The following is a 15528-nucleotide window of genomic DNA, read 5'->3' on the forward strand; positions in this document are numbered from 1 at the left end:
TCGCTCGGGAGCCTGCACAAAGATTCCTCTACCGGGCTCCCATAGTATCCAGCCCAACCCCGCGGCCACGGCGCGCGTAGATAGGGTGTCCAACCACCCAACTACGTACCCTCCGAACCCGGGTTGATCGTGTCTCCCCGTCGTTTCCTATACGCCCTCGCGATCGCGGCGATCGCACTCGTCGCCCCGCGCGCTTCATTGTTCGCGCAGGATGCCGACATCATTCGCGGCCGCGTCGTCGGCCCAGACAAGAAGCCTGTCGAAAACGTCACCGTCACCGCGACGTCGCTCGTCAGTCAGACGTCGCGCACGGTAAAGACGAACAAGGATGGCCGCTTCTCCATCATCTTCAGCGGCGGCGGCGGCGATTACATGATGGCCTACACCGGCATCGGCTTTCAGCCCACGCGGTTCGAGGTGAAGCGCGAGATCGACGAAGACATTCTCGTCGCCGACGCATCGATGTCGAAGACCGCGGTGACGCTCGAGGCGGTGCGGGTCAACGCCGGCCGCCAACGTCCCGATCAGAACGGCAACGCGCTCGACGCCGGCAGTCGTGAGCAATCACTCAACACGGCGAACATGCCGCTCGACGTGCTCGGCGATCTCTCGGCGATGGCCGCGACGCTGCCGGGCATCACGCTCATCCCGGGCTCGGACGGCGCCGCGAATCAATTCTCCGTCCTCGGACTCGGCGGCGATCAGAACAACATCACGCTCAACGGCCTGAACTTCGGCTCGAGCGATCTGCCGCGAGACGCCACGACACAAACGCGCGTCACGACCTCCACGTTCGACCCCTCGCGCGGCGGCTTCTCGGGCGCGCAGATCTCGTTGCGCACCACCAGCGGCACCAACTACAAGGTGCGGTCCATCCATCAAACGGTGGACGCGCCGAGTCTCCAGTACACGGACGCGATCGGTCGCCAGCTCGGCCAGCAATTCACGAACTTGCAATTCAGCGGCAACGCGGCGGGCCCGTTCACCTACGACAAGGCGTTCTACTCGTTCTCGTGGCAGGTGGGACGCCGCGCGAACAACCTTCAGGATTTGCTCAACACCGATCCGCTCGCGCTTGAGCGCGTCGGCGTGTCGGCCGATTCCGTGGCGCGCCTGCTCACGATGCTCAGTGGTCTCAACATCCCGACGTCCACGTCGGCGATTCCGAGCCAGCACCTCACGCAGAACGGCTCGTTCCTCTCGTCGTTCGACTTTGCGCCGAGTGGTGGGCACAACTACAACGTCACGCTGAGTGGCCGGTGGAACGGTCAGGACGCCACGAGCCTCCAGACGACCGCGGTGCCGATTCACGGCGGCGAAACGCAGAACTACGGCGGCACGCTGCAGGCGCGTCACTCGGCGTACTTCTTCGACAACTTCCTCGATCAGACGAGCGGCTCGTTCCAGGTCTCCAAGTCTCAGGGCGATCCGTACGTCGAGTTGCCCTCCGCCAGCGTCCGCGTGAACTCCACGTTCGCCGACGGAAACGCCGGCGTGTCGAGCCTGGTGTTCGGCGGCAACACCGGACTGCCGCGCAACTCGGTGACGACGAGCGGCGAATTTCAGAACGAGCTGTCGTGGATCAGCCTCGACAATAAGCATCGCTTCAAGTTCGGCCAGGACTTCCGCTACAATCGCTACTCGCAGGACAACACGACGAACCGCTTCGGCACGTTCGTCTACAATTCGCTGTCTGATTTTCAGAACGGCATTCCGGCGAGCTACAGCCGCCGTCTGTTCGTGAATCGCCGCCTGGGTGACGATCTCGGTGCGTCGGCGTGGCTCGGCGACGCGTATCGCCGCACGCCGCGTCTGCAGATCACGTACGGCGTGCGCCTCGACGGCTCGGACTTCCAGGGCAATCCGCAGTTCAACGCACAGCTCGATTCGGTCTTCGGCAAGCGCAACGACGCGGTTCCGCGCGGCCTGTACGTGAGTCCGCGCCTGGGCTTCAGCTGGACGTACGGGACCAATCCGCAGATCGGCGGGTTCGAGGGCGCGTTCCGCGGTTCGCGCGGTCAGGTTTCCGGCGGAATCGGCGAGTTCCAGAATCTTCCGAACTCGCAGCTCATCGCCGGCGCGGTCGATCAAACCGGCCTGCCAAACGCGGCGCAGCAATTGAGCTGTGTCGGCGCGGCGGTGCCGGTTCCGAACTGGATCGATTACCTGCAGAGCACGGGCTCCATTCCCACGACGTGCGCCGGCGGGACGACGGCCTTCTCGAGCACGGTGCCGAACGTCACCTTGTTCGCGCCGGACTACATCCCGCAGCGCAGCTGGCGCGCGAATCTCCAGTGGAACGCGCCGGTGCTCAACAACCGCTTCCGACTCTCGAGCGGCGCGACGTATTCACTGAATTTGAATCAGCAAAGTCAGATCGATCTGAACTTCGACCGTGTCGCGCGGTTCACGCTGCCGACGGAAAACCGGCCGGTCTACGTGAATCCGACCAGCATCATCCCGGTCACCGGCTCGATTCTGTCGCGCGACGCGCGCGTCACGCAGAGTTACGCGCAGGTCACCGACTTCCTGTCCGACCTCAAGTCGCACAGCTCGCAGTTGTCGTTCGGTGTCTCGCCCATCGCGTTCAACTCGTCGTTCCAGTGGAACCTGACGTACATCTGGCAGAAGGTGACGGCCGAGACGCGCGGCTTTGGCGGCGGCACGACGGCCAGCGATCCCTATCTCACGCAGTGGGCGCGCGCCAACGGCGACTGGCGCCACCAGTTCACCTACACCCTGGGCTACACGCTCAAGCAGGCGGTCAGCTTCACGGCGTTCGGCCGGGTCCAGTCGGGCAATCCGTTCACACCGATGGTCTCCGGCGACGTGAATGGCGACGGCTACAACAACGACCGCGCGTTCGTCTACGATCCGAGCAAGACCAGCGATGCGACGCTGTCCTCCGCGATGCAGAATTTGCTCAACACCGCGCCGTCGTCGGTTCGGGACTGCCTCAAGAAGCAGCTCAACTCCGTCGCGGGCATGAACAGCTGCGAGGGCCCGTGGTCGACGAGCTTGAGCCTGCGCGTGTCGTTGATCTCGCAGGCGATGAAGGTCGTTCCCGATCGCGCCACGATCTCGCTCGGCATCGCCAACCCGCTCACCGGGCTGGACGCGCTGATCCACGGATCGAACAACCTGCACGGCTGGGGCGCGCCGTCGTTCACCGATCCGAACCTGCTGTTCGTGCGCGGCTTCGATCCGGCGACCAACAGCTACAAGTACGACGTCAATCCACGCTTCGGCGCCAACCGTCAGGCGAGCGCGCTCAATCTCGCGCCGATGCAGCTCACGCTCGACGTGCGCGTCGACGTTGGACCGGAACGCGAACGCCAGGATCTGTTCCTGCGCCTGCGCGGCGGCCGCGGCGGCAAGGGCAACAAGGCGAGCGAGCAGCAGCTCAAGCAGCAGTACATTCGCAGCTATCCGAATCCGTTCGAGCAGATGCTGCGGCAGCAGGATTCGCTGCAGTTGAGCGACAACGTCGCCGACAGCATCGCCATCCTGAACAAGACGTACGGCAAGGTCATCGACTCGATCTGGACGCCCGTCGCGAAGTATCTCGCCGGCCTGCCCGAGAAGTACGACCTCGACGAAGCCTACACGCGCGTGAGCGCGGCGCAGAACAAGTCGTTGGATGAGATGTCGATCTACGGTCCCGCGGCGAAGCAGCTCCTCACCGCCGAGCAGATTCGGAAGTTGCCGGCGTACATCGCGCTGTTCCTGGACAACCAGGCGATCCGCCAGGTGCGGCCGGGTCGCGCGGGCGGCGGTCGCGGAGGCTTCTTCGGGGGCTGAGCGCGCGTAGCTCGGTGTTCTCTGCTTGAACTTGTGAAACGGCCGCTCGTTCCGACGAGCGGCCGTTTTTGCATCGTCCGGGCATCGTCCGCGCATCGCCCGCGCATCGCCCGCGCATCGCTCACGCGTCGCTCACGGAGCGCCAACGGACCGCACACGGACCGCACACGGACCGCTCACGACGTCTGTTTAGGTTCTCCTCCGATCACGAGACGCTGAGCATCAGTGAACTCTCATGACGCGTTTTCGAGGTTTCGTATGGCCCTCGCACGGTCGATCCGGGGGCTCGGACGGCGGCGCACCGTGGTGCGTCCCGGCTGCTGAACGCCGCGTCGCGGTGCGGCCGCGCGTGACGGGCGCTCATCGGCGATTCACGGCACGTAGACATTCCCTTTTTCGGAGGTAGTCCGTTGAAACGCTTCATCCTGAACGGGCTCGCGCTCGTCGTCATCGTCGGCGGCGCCAGTGAGCTCAAGGCACAGACCGAGATCTCCGCATGGCAGGCGTGCTGCTACGCGAAGATCACGAACGTGAAATGTTGCGGGGCAACCTGCGACGCCGGGTGGTTCCAGTGCAGCGCATCCACGTGATCGGCTCGTTCACTTCAACCACACGGTGATTCCATGAAGCGCATGATCATCAACGCCGTGGCCACGCTGGTCGTGGTCGGCGGCGGCGCCGCTCGTCTCATGGCGCAGTCGGAGATCCTCCCGCCCGCGTGCTGCCACACGGTGTTCACCAGCGCCACCTGCTGCGGCGACACGTGCGAGTCGGGTTGGTTCAACTGCTCCGCTCAATCGAAGTAACACTCCATCCACCCGCCTTCGGTTCGCCGGCCCTGCGCCGGAAGCGAAGGCTCTTTCATTCGTGAGGCTGACCCATGAAGAAGCAGATCCTCATCAATACGCTCGCCGCCATGGTGATCTCGGTCGGCGCGTATCAGACCGCGCTCGCCGACGAGATTGCACCAACGCATCAGGCGTGTTGCAGCACGATCTTCACGAGCGCCGTCTGCTGCGGCAACTCGTGCTCGTCCGGCTGGTTCAACTGCTCGGCGACGTAATCGCCGGCTGATGCTTGACGGGCGGTGCGCCGAACGTGGCGCACCGCTCACGCCGCCGCCCACGCCACGCCACGCACACCACCCGAGCTCGTTCCCTTCATCTCATCGCTGTGGATGCCTCTTATGCCTCGATCGAACTTCGACCGTCTGTCCACCGCCTTCACCGCGGTGCTCGTCGCCTGCGCGCTGACCGTCACCGGCATGATGGTTCGCCGCGAATTCTTCCCGCCGGTGCGCGCCGCGGCGCCGGTCTCCCTTCCACCGCTCGACGTCTCCGCCCAGTGGGACGAGCTCACGTCGCACGGCACCGTCATCGGCTCGCCGTCGGCGCCAATTCGCGTCGTTGAATTCTCCGACTTTCAATGCCCCTTCTGCGCGAGCGTCCAAAGCACGCTGCGCACCTTGCGCCAGCGGAATCCGTCGCGCGTGGCCATCGTGTTTCGCAACTATCCGCTGTCGAACATCCACCCCTTTGCCCGTCAGGCGGCCACCGCCGCGGCCTGCGCCAACGAGCAACTGCGCTTCGAGGCCTACCACGACAAGCTGTTCGCCCAACAGGATTCCATCGGCATCAAGCCGTGGGCACAATTCGCGAAAGAGGCCGGCGTTCCCGACCTGCGCGCGTTCGAGACGTGCGTCGGGCGCGCCCCGTTTGACGCCGACGTGCAGCGCGACGTACAATTGGGTCAACGCATCGGTGTGAGTGGGACACCGACGATCGTCGTGCAAGGCCAAATGCTCCGGGCCGCACCAACGCTCGAGACGATCGAAAAGATGATGGCGGCCGAAGCGCCCGCGGCGAAGCGTGTGTCGGCTGTACCGGTCGCGGCTGTACCGCCGCGGAACTAAGGCATCGCCAACTCGGAGCCGGCAGAACATGATGCGCAGCGTCTACGACGATTTCCGCCTCGCGATCCGTCTGATGATGAAGTCGCCGGGATTCAGCCTCGTGGCGATCTTCTCGCTGGCGATTGGAATCGGAGCCAATCTCACGGTGTTCTCGCTGGCCAACGGCCTGTTGTTGCGCACGTTGCCGGTGCGCGATCCCGCGACCGTCATCGAGATCTATGAAACGACGGGCGGCGATTATCGGCCGCTCTCGTACCCCGACCTCGCGCAGTACCGAACGGCACGCTCGCTGCGCGGGGTCGCGGCATATAGCGTCACGAATTTCGCTGTCGGAAGCGGCGCCGCGACACAACTCCACGCCGGCGCCTTCGTCGACAGCAATTACTTCGCGCTGCTCGGCGTGGCGCCGATCGCCGGCCGCGATGTGCTCGGCAACAGCGAGCTGACACAGACGATGATCAGCACGCGCTTGGCTCGCGAGCTGTTCGGCACGGTCGATCGCGCGGTCGGAAGTTCGGTCACGGTCAACGGACGCGTGTTGAGCATCGGCGGCGTGCTGTCGCCCAAGTTCCAGCCGATCTTCGGGCTCTCGACGGATATCTTCGTGCCGCTCAGATCGAGAGCGACGCTCGAACCGGCGGCGCCACGGCTCGACGATTTCCTCGCGACGGGAATGCAGGCCGTGGCTCGCACCACATCGAACGATGCGGGCCGAGTCGAGCACGAGCTCAATCTGATCGCCAAGCAACTCGACGCCAGCGCTCCGCGGCCGGGACGCACGGCGCTGCCGCGGCGCATTCGCGTCGCGCAAGCGAGCGTGCTCGCACCGGGAGCGCGCGTCCCACTGACGGTGATCGCGCTGCTGATGTTCGTGGTGACGGGCCTCGTGCTGCTTCTGGCGTGCACCAACCTCGCGAATCTCCTGCTGTCGCGTGCGTCGGCTCGCCGGCGCGAGCTTGCGGTCCGCGCGGCGCTCGGTGCAACGCAGGCGCGCATCGTCCGCCAGCTCGTCTTCGAAGCCTTGGTGCTCGCGATGGCCGCGGGAGTCGCCGCCGTCCTTCTGGCGAACGCCGCGACGGTAGGACTGCTCGCGCTCCTCCCGTCGGCGCCGTCGGGCCTGCTCGTGCCCGTGACGCCCGACGCGCGCATCATTCCCGCCGCCACGCTGTTCGCGGGCGTCGCCGCGCTGCTCTTCAGTCTCGGACCCGCGTTGAGCGCGACGCGCTACGATCTCGTCAGCGGACTCAAAGACTCGGGCGCCGGCTCGGGAATCACCATTGGACAGATTCGTAATCGCCGGCGCCTGGTCGGCGTACAAGTTGGCATCACGACGGTGTTGCTCGTCACCGCGGGGTTGTTCGTGCGCAGTCTCGGCGCCGCTCGCGGGATGGACGCCGGCTTCGCCGCGGAGCGCGTCCTGTTGGCGACCGTCGACGTCAGTCGCCGCTTCCCGACTCCCGACGCGGGACGTCGCGCGTATGACGAGTTGCTGACACGGCTTCGTTCAGACGATGGCGTGCGAGATGCGTCGATCGTGCAGCGCGTCCCGCTCGACTTCGGCAATCAGGCGACCGTCTTTGCGGCCGCGGGTGGCGCTCCGATGGTGCGTCATGGCGCGGCGGATTGCAACATCGTCGGCACGCACTACTTCGCGACGATGGGGATTCCACTGCGCGCCGGGCGGGACTTCTCATCGGACGGCGGCGCGAACGAGGTAATCGTGAACGAAACGCTCGCGCGCAAATTCTTCCCACAGGGCGCGATCGGAAATCGTATCGCCGTGCGCGGCGACGAGACCAGGTGGCTCGAGATCGTCGGCGTGGCGCGCGACGGCAAGTACCGCACGCTGACCGAAGCGCCGCAGCCGTTCATCTATCTGCCGCACGCCGGCTCCTACGCCGGCGAGATGACCGTCGCGATCGCGACGCGCGGCGATGCGCGGAGCGCGCTCGCACTGCTTCGTGGCGCGGTGACTCGCGTCGATGCGAACATTCCCGTGTACCAGGTACGAACGGCCGACGATCATCTGCGCGCGGCACTGTTTCCGGCGCGCATGGCGGGCATTCTCCTCGGCACGCTTGGCTCGTTGACGCTGGTGTTGGCGGCACTCGGTATTTACGGTGTCATGTCGTACGGCACACAGTTGCGCCGTGCCGAGATTGGTTTGCGGATGGCGCTGGGCGGTGAGGCGCAGGATGTGATGCTGCTCGTGGTGCGACAGGGAATGGCGCCGGTGGGATTCGGTATGGCGGCCGGTGTCGTGCTCGCCCTCCTGGTATCGCGCGGCATTCACGGTTTCCTCTACGGCATCACACCGATGGACCCGATTACATATGCCGGCGTCGCGGCGGTGATCGTCGTCACCGCGGTGCTTGCGTGTCTTCTGCCGGCGTGGCGTGCAACACGCATGTCGCCGTCCGTGGTGTTCCGCGAGGCGTAGGTCGCCTGCTATTCGCGTAATGACTGTTTCAGAATGATGCAGGGAAATGGCCCGCCGCTCTATCGGCGGGCCTTTTTCTGACCTTGGAGCGGCTCGAGCGTCCTTGAGAAGGCGTACCCGGCACCCCACCCCTCCGCCAGCGAAGGACCATCATGAGCGATCCTGTAACATCGCCCCCGGGCAACCTGCAGTTCGACCGCGCTGTCGCCGGCGCGGCGGTGTCCGCCCGCGTTGCCGGCGTTGCCGGCCTCGCTGGTGTCGCGTGCAGCCTGTGCGGCAAGAGCATCAAGGATTATTACTACTCACGGGCCGGCGCCTCGATCTGTACCTCGTGCAAGCTCGCGATCGAGCGCGCGGGCGGCAGCGGTTCCGGCGCCGGCGTCTTCGGCAAGGCGGCACTGTTTGGACTCGGCGCCGCGCTCGCCGGCGCCGCCGTCTACTATGCCGTCATCGCGATGTTCGATCTCGAGATCGGCATCGTCGCCATTCTCATCGGCTACATGGTCGGCCGGGCGATTCGCGCATCGCACCCGAATGCGAAGGGCCGCAAATACCAGGTCCTCGCCGCGGTGCTCGTGTACTTCTCGGTCGGCATGGCGTACATGCCGCTGCTGTTCACGGAGGCGCGTCACGCCGCGCGCACGGCAAAGACGCACGCGGCAGCGACCGCGGCTCGGACGCCGGCACCAACCGACAGCGCGGCGGCCGGCGCGGATTCGCTTGCGTCGGCGCCACCCGTTCAAACGAAACACGTTTCGCCGCTCATGGTGCTCGTTAGCGTAATCGCACTCGCGTTCGCCCTTCCCGTGATGGCGATCTTCAGCTCCGTCACGGGCATCATCACCGCGCTCATCATCGGATTCGGCATACGCCGCGCGTGGCGCATGACCGCGGGCGTCCCGGAAGATCCCATTACCGGACCGCTTCGCCTGGCCGGGTCGGCCGCCGGCTGATCGATGGGCGAAGCAACGGCGGCGACGAGTGGAACGCCATGCGCGGAGTGCGGCACGGAGCTGGTGCCGCTGGCGCTCGCGTGTCCCGCGTGCGCGACGCTCGTGCATGGCGATCGCCTCAAGCAAATCGCGCTGAGCGCCGGTGAGCGCGAGCGCGCCGGCGATCTGGCCATGGCGATTCAGACGTGGAATCGCGCCTTGCCGCTGCTGCCCGCGGAAAGCGAGCAGTATGCGACGATTCGCAAGCACATGACGACGCTCGCGACGACCATGCAAGAGCGCGCCGCGGCGCAAACGAAGGCCGCGCGCGCCCGCATGCCGGCGTGGAAGCGCGGCCTGGCCAGCGCCGGCGGCGTGTTCCTGCTCGCATTAGGAAAGTTGAAATTCCTGCTGCTCGGCCTGACGAAACTGAGCACGCTGCTGTCGATGGTCGCATTCTTCGGCGTGTACTGGAACGCGTACGGCTGGCCGCTCGCGCTGGGACTCGTGCTGTCGATTTACATCCACGAGATGGGCCACGTGATGGAGCTGAGACGCTTGGGCATCGCCGCCGGAGCGCCGATCTTCATTCCCGGCATCGGCGCACTCGTCCGGCTCAAACAGCGTGTCGACGATCCGCTGACCGACGCGAAGATCGGCCTCGCGGGTCCGATCTGGGGAACGGTCGCCGGCCTCGCCGCCTTCGGCGTGTATCTCGCGACGCATTCCGCGACGTGGGGCGCCATCGCACAGCTCACGGCGTGGATCAACCTGTTCAATCTGATTCCGATCTGGCAGCTCGACGGATCGCGCGGCTTTCACGCCCTCGATCGCAACGGCCGTCTCGCCATCGTCGGGTTCGCGGGCGTGCTGTTTCTGCTCACGTCACAGAAATGGCTGGTCGTCATCGCGCTGGTCGGCGCGTACCGCGCATTCAAGCCCGCGGTCTCGAGCTCCAATCGCGGCATCCTGATCACGTTCGCGCTGCTCCTCGCGACGCTCGCCGGTTTGTCGTCGATTCAGCCGCTCGGCTGAGCCACCGCGTAAAGCGCGATTCGCGGCGGCCGCGGCGCATCGACGGCATCGTCGATCGTCAACCGCACACGGCGCACAGCTACGGGATCAAATCGATCGAGCTTGCGAAATCCGATCGTCGTGCCGTGCGACAGCTCTCGCCACCCATCCGCTCCTTCACCCGACAGCGTGTAGCGCGCGATCACCTGTCCCGCCGACAGATCCTCGCGCAAATCCGCGATCGCGATGCGCGTCGGCTCGTCGAAACCGATCGTGGCGACCGCTGTTCTGTCTCCGGTGCGTTGCCACACGAGGTGCCGCCGCTCTGAAACGTCGCGCGCGAACATCGCATCGCGTGTCGTTCGAAACGCCTTCAGGTGCGCGACGTCGGTTTCGTGCAACACCCCATCGCGCGTCGGCGGCACGTTCAACAACAACTTCGAGTTTCGCCCAACCGACGTGAGGTACAATCCCACGAGATCGTCCGCGCTCTTCACGCGCGCGTCCTCCGCCGGATGATGAAACCACCCCGGCCGAATGGACACGTCGGTCTCACCGGGACGCCACACGCTGCCGTTCGGGTCACCGTGCTGGAGCATGTCGATCACCGCCGGACCATCGGCGCCTGGATAGGGCACGACCGCCGGGTCGACCGTGGACCAATTGGTATCTCCCGCGACACCACGCTCGTTGCCGATCCACCGCACGTCCGGACCGGCGTCCGAAAACATCACCGCGTTGGGCTGCAGCTTGCGTACGGTGCCCCAGAAGCGCGGCCAATCGTACACCTGCTTTCGCCCGTTTGGCCCTTCGCCGTTGGCGCCATCGAACCACACTTCGGCGACTTCCCCGTACTGTGTGAGCAGCTCGGTGAGTTGATCGCAATAGAAGTCGTTATAGCGCGGAGAATCGCCATACACCGGCGCATTGCGATCCCACGGCGACAGATACAACCCGGGCCGCAGCGACTCAGCGCGACAGGCGTCGACGAATTCGCGAACCACGTCTCCGTGTCCGTCACGCCACGGACTGCTGGCGACGGAGTGCGTCGTCGTGCGCGTAGGCCACAAGCAGAACCCGTCGTGATGCTTCGCCGTGAGAATCATCGCGTGGAAGCCGGCGGCGCGTGCCGTGCGCGCCCACTGCCGCGCATCCAGCTGTGTCGGAATGAAAATCGCCGGATCTTCGCGACCGTCGCCCCACTCGCGATCCGTGAACGTGTTCACCCCGAAATGGAGAAACATCGCGAGCTCGTCGCGCTGCCACCGAAGTTGCGGAGCCGACGGCGTCGGGCGCGCGGCAGCGTACGGCGCGCGCCGCAGCGCGAGACCGCCGAGGCCTGCCGCACTGATCGCCAGAAAGTCGCGGCGTTTCATCGAACGACCAGCTCGCCGCGAAGCCGAATGTCCCGGGACGACGCGCCTATCATCAGGCGGAACGTTCCGGGCTCGACGACCCATTGCCCGCGCGCGTCGACCATGTGCAGCTCGGCGGGCGACAGTCGGAAACTGACGTCGCGCGATTCGCCCGGCGCGAGATGCACGCGCGCGAACCCCTCGAGCTGCATCACGGGGCGGCCCGTCGTCGCCAACAGGTCCCGCAGATAGAGTTGCACGACTTCATCGCCGTCGCGCGCGCCGGTGTTTTTCACGCGGCAGCTGACCGTCGCGGTCCCTGACGGGTCGATCGTCGCCGGCTCGATCGAGAGATTTGAGTACTCGAATGAGGAATAACTCAAGCCGAACCCGAACGGAAACAGCGGCTGACCGGTCAGGTCGACATAGTCGTCGCCCCGGCCCGTCGGCTGATGGTTGTAGACGAGCGGAAGCTGGCCTTCGGCAATGGGAAACGTGATCGGCAGGCGACCCGCCGGATCGGCGTCGCCAAACAACACGTCGGCCACGGCTCGTCCTCCCTCTTCGCCCGGATACCACACGTCGATCACCGCGGCCACGTTCTCCAGCCAATGACTCATCGTGATCGCGCTGCCGCCGACCAGGGCGACGACGACCGGCGTTCCCGTCGCCGCGACGCGCTGAATCAACTCCTCCTGATGGCCCGGAAGCCCGAGCAGCGCACGGTCGCGGAATTCGCCTTCTTCGATGCCGGCCACAATAACAGCCACACGGCTTTGCCTGGCGATCGCCACGGCGCTGTCGATTTGCGTGCGCCACGTCTCGTCGTGCCCCGCGTCCCATATCAGCTTCACGCGCGCGTTGCCTGTGCTCTCGAAGTACTCCAGGCGAATCGAGTGCCGCGTGCCGGGCGCGAAGTCTACGGGCGCGAGATGGTGCGAGTACGACTGCTTGCGCCAATCGTCGATCGCGAGACGATCGTCGACATACAGGCGATACCCGTCGTTTCCTTCGACGCCAACTGAATGCACGCCGTTCGCGGGCGCGGTGATCGTGCCCGTCCACCTCACCGAATACCAGTCGAACGGAATTCCGCGCGCCGGTGAGCTCAGCGTCCAACCGAAATCGACTCGCGGGTCCGTGCGCACGACGCGGGGCGTGCCGGCCAGCGCGTTATTGTCGAAGTACTCGCCATGCAACCCGCGCTCGGCCCCATTGCTCAGAAAATCGGCGGGTACGATCGCGTACTCGCGCGGCATGCGTTCCGCCCCGCGCGCGTAGCGCACCTTCGCCGCACCGATCGTTTCGCGAATGCCGTCGAGAATGGAGACCGCGGCGCGCGGCGGCCCGCTGTAGCCGCCGAGTCGCGCGTCGGCGGCGTCTTCGCCGATGACGGCAACGGAGGCGAGCGACTTCGCGAGCGGCAGCGTGTGGCCTTCGTTGCGAAGCAGCACGATCGCTTCGCGTGCCGCGTCGCGCGCGAGCGAACTATGATAAACCGAATGGTTTACCGTTGCCGCGCTATCCGGGTCGACGTACGGATGTTCGAACAACCCGAGCTCGAACTTGGCGCGCAGCACGCGCGCCACCGCGGTATCGATCACCGCCGGCGCGATGAGCCCGTGCCGAAACGCGTCGAGGTACCCGCGATACTGCGGATACGCCGACTGAAAGATCACGTCGAGCCCCGCGTTCACGGCGTCGGCCGTCGCGGCGGCGGTGTTTGGTTCAGTAAACTGTAATACCGTCGGTCCGCCCGTCGCGGCCTGATCGGAAATGACGAAGCCCTTGAACTTCCACTCGTCGCGCAGTGTGCCGGTGAGCAGCGCGCGATTCTGCGTCGCCGGTATGCCGTTCACCGAGTTGTACGCCGTCATGATCGAGCGGGCATGCCCCTCGTCGATCGCCGCGCGGAACGGCGGAAAGAATTCTTCCTCGAGCATGCGCTGGCTGAAATCGACCGGATAGCTGTCGCGGCCGCCCTCACCGATGTTCGCGACGAAATGCTTCGGCGTCGCAATGACGCCCGTGCTCTCCATCGCGCCGACGAAGGCCACCGCCATGCGCGACGAGAGATACGGATCTTCGCCGTACGTCTCCTCGACGCGGCCCCACCGCACGTCGTTCGCGATGTTGACCACGGGCGACAGCACCTGGCGAATGCCGCGGCTGCGAGTCTCGCCCGCAATCGCGAGCGCCACGCGATGCATGAGCGTCGTGTCCCACGTGGCCGCGAGCCCGATCGCGGCCGGAAACATCGTCGACCCTTCCCGTCCGAGGCCGCGCACGGCTTCCTCGAACGGAATGATCGGAATGCCAAGCCGCGTGCGCTCGACGAAGTAGCGCTGAATGGCGTTGATTCGTTCCGCATGCGCGCGCGCCGCCGCGTTCGCGTCGACCCGTTTGCCTTGCGGCGCAACCGAGATCTGCAGCCCGAACACGCCATGCGAATAATCGTATGACGAGTCGTCGAGGCTGCCGGGAATCATGAAGAGCTGCCAGAACTTTTCCTCGAGCGTCATGCGCCCGAGGAGATCGTGCACGCGCGCATCGGTCGGCAGCGCGGGATTCTTGTATGCCGGTGTTTGCGCGCCCGCGCCCAACGCGGCGGCTACGAGAAGTACGATCGCGAGCGGTCGGTCATTCCGAGCCGCCGCTCCCCTGTCATTCCGAGCCGCAGGCGAGGAATCCACCGTCCCGGTAGAGGGGCCAGCCTCTCTACCAACGCACCAGATTCCTCGCTTCGCTCGGAATGACATTTACTTCCCGACCGTCGCTCCGGTGAGCAGCGCCACAGCCGCAAGCGTCGTTTCCGCCGCATTGAGCCCCAGGCGGAAATCCTTGTCACTGTACGTGGCAAACACGTCGCTCGGCTGATGCCAGTTCGGGTCCCACCCCGCACCGATCTGCGAGCCGCGCTCGTTCTCGCGCAGACTGATCGCCGGAACGAGGTCCTTGAACGGGTCCGAATCCGTGTTCGTCATGTGCGGGCCGACGTTCGCCGGATAATCCGTCGCGTAATGCTCGTTCGCACGGCGGAAGAACCACGCGAGATCCGCCGACGCTTGCGCCATCTTCGACGTCGATGCGAATTCGATGTTGACGTCGGCTTCGCGACGCTGCTCCGGATTCAACTTGCCGTCGGGACCGGGCATGCCGTGATCCCACATCATCATGTCATGCTGGATCATGCCGAGCCATTTGGGCTCGGGGTATTTGCCGGAGCCCGCCGGGCTCTCTTTCCCCTGCAGCGCCTGGCGCTGATCGACGTACGCATGCGCGCCGTTCAATCCGGTTTCCTCATTGTTCCATAACACGAAACGAATCGAGCGATCCGTCTTCACGTCCGGGCTGCTGAATACACGCGCCAGCTCCATCACGAGCGCGGTACCGGAGCCATCGTCGTTCGCCGCCTCGTTCCAACCATGACCGTCCATGTGGCCGCCGACGATGTACATCTCGTTCGGATGCACGCTGCCGACCTTCGTGCAATACACTTCCTGACGCTCGCCATCCGTCGCCGGCTCGGCGTCGATGGCGCGAATGTGCGCATCCGGCTGCCGCAGGGAATCCGTGTTCACGCCGGTCTGCGTGCGCGTTCCGAAGATGCGGCTGCCGCCCTGCCCGTTCGTCGGGCCCTCGCTGACGACGGTGCCCGGCGGCCGCGGTGCGCCGCGGCCGCCGCCCGCGCCGCCACGACCACCGCGCCCCGCGCCACCGCGCGGCGGCGGCGTGTGGTAGTCATACGTGATCCGCTCCGTGTTCGTGCAGCCGTAGCTCTTCAGCTGCGCTTCGATCCAGTCGACGGCATCGCGGTTTCGCTTCGTGCCCTGCCGGCGATCGCCAAACTGCGTCAGGCCTTTGACGGTCGCCTTGTAGTTCTCGAGCGTGAGCCGCGAAACCATCGTGCGGACGTCGAGGTTCGTCGTTGTGTCGGCAAACGCCGAGATGCTCGCTACGGGAGTCGCTTGCCCGAGCGCCGCCGCGGCGGGAACCGCCGCCAGTGCGCACGAGGCGAGAAGAAGTGTCGGTCGCATGGAATGGACGGGTTGAGAGGACAGGACGGTCGTTGCC

11 protein-coding genes are annotated in these 15528 nt (G+C 65.6%); 8 read left to right on the top strand and 3 right to left on the bottom strand.

What is annotated here, in order from left to right; translation table 11 throughout:
- Positions 1–129: 129 nt before the first annotated feature.
- From VN706_06440 to VN706_06475, 8 genes are all read left to right on the top strand, one after another.
- Positions 130–3801: a TonB-dependent receptor gene (locus VN706_06440; protein HXT15249.1), complete on the top strand. Its 3672-nt coding sequence runs from the start codon at positions 130–132 to the stop codon at positions 3799–3801.
- A 410-nt stretch (positions 3802–4211) separates the two neighbouring features.
- Positions 4212–4391 (top strand): hypothetical protein, encoded by a 180-nt coding sequence (locus tag VN706_06445; protein ID HXT15250.1) that lies wholly within the window; start codon positions 4212–4214, stop codon positions 4389–4391.
- Between the two features lie 33 nt (positions 4392–4424).
- Positions 4425–4607, top strand: coding sequence for a hypothetical protein (locus VN706_06450; protein HXT15251.1), 183 nt, complete (start codon positions 4425–4427; stop codon positions 4605–4607).
- Between the two features lie 74 nt (positions 4608–4681).
- Positions 4682–4864 carry a hypothetical protein gene (locus VN706_06455; GenBank protein ID HXT15252.1) on the top strand — a complete coding sequence of 61 codons (183 nt, stop codon included), beginning with the start codon at positions 4682–4684 and terminating at the stop codon, positions 4862–4864.
- A gap of 123 nt (positions 4865–4987) precedes the next feature.
- Positions 4988–5713 (top strand): DsbA family protein, encoded by a 726-nt coding sequence (locus tag VN706_06460; GenBank protein HXT15253.1) that lies wholly within the window; start codon positions 4988–4990, stop codon positions 5711–5713.
- Between the two features lie 28 nt (positions 5714–5741).
- On the top strand, positions 5742–8153 hold the full coding sequence (locus VN706_06465; GenBank protein HXT15254.1) for an ADOP family duplicated permease: 2412 nt from the start codon (positions 5742–5744) through the stop codon (positions 8151–8153).
- Between the two features lie 152 nt (positions 8154–8305).
- The gene (locus tag VN706_06470; GenBank protein ID HXT15255.1) at positions 8306–9106 is read left to right on the top strand and encodes a hypothetical protein; all 801 of its coding nucleotides are present in this window, start codon (positions 8306–8308) and stop codon (positions 9104–9106) included.
- A 3-nt stretch (positions 9107–9109) separates the two neighbouring features.
- Positions 9110–10120, top strand: a complete 1011-nt coding sequence (locus VN706_06475) for a site-2 protease family protein (GenBank protein HXT15256.1) — start codon at positions 9110–9112, stop codon at positions 10118–10120.
- Here VN706_06475 and VN706_06480 read toward each other — a convergent pair.
- The 3 genes from VN706_06480 to VN706_06490 all read right to left on the bottom strand — a co-directional run bounded on the left by VN706_06480 (position 10105) and on the right by VN706_06490 (position 15491).
- Entirely contained in the window at positions 10105–11475 is a 1371-nt protein-coding gene (locus VN706_06480) for an alpha-L-fucosidase (protein HXT15257.1), read from the bottom strand. The genes VN706_06475 and VN706_06480 overlap by 16 nt on opposite strands.
- Positions 11472–14057, bottom strand: coding sequence for a glycoside hydrolase family 3 N-terminal domain-containing protein (locus tag VN706_06485; GenBank protein HXT15258.1), 2586 nt, complete (start codon positions 14055–14057; stop codon positions 11472–11474). Before VN706_06485 ends, VN706_06480 begins: the two co-directional genes overlap by 4 nt.
- Positions 14058–14213: 156 nt before the next feature.
- A complete protein-coding gene (locus tag VN706_06490) occupies positions 14214–15491 on the bottom strand; it encodes a M28 family peptidase (GenBank protein ID HXT15259.1) in 1278 nt (425 codons plus the stop codon).
- Positions 15492–15528: the final 37 nt, after the last annotated feature.

The sequence above is a fragment of the Gemmatimonadaceae bacterium genome (genome assembly GCA_035606695.1).
Classification (GTDB): Bacteria; Gemmatimonadota; Gemmatimonadetes; order Gemmatimonadales; family Gemmatimonadaceae; genus JAQBQB01.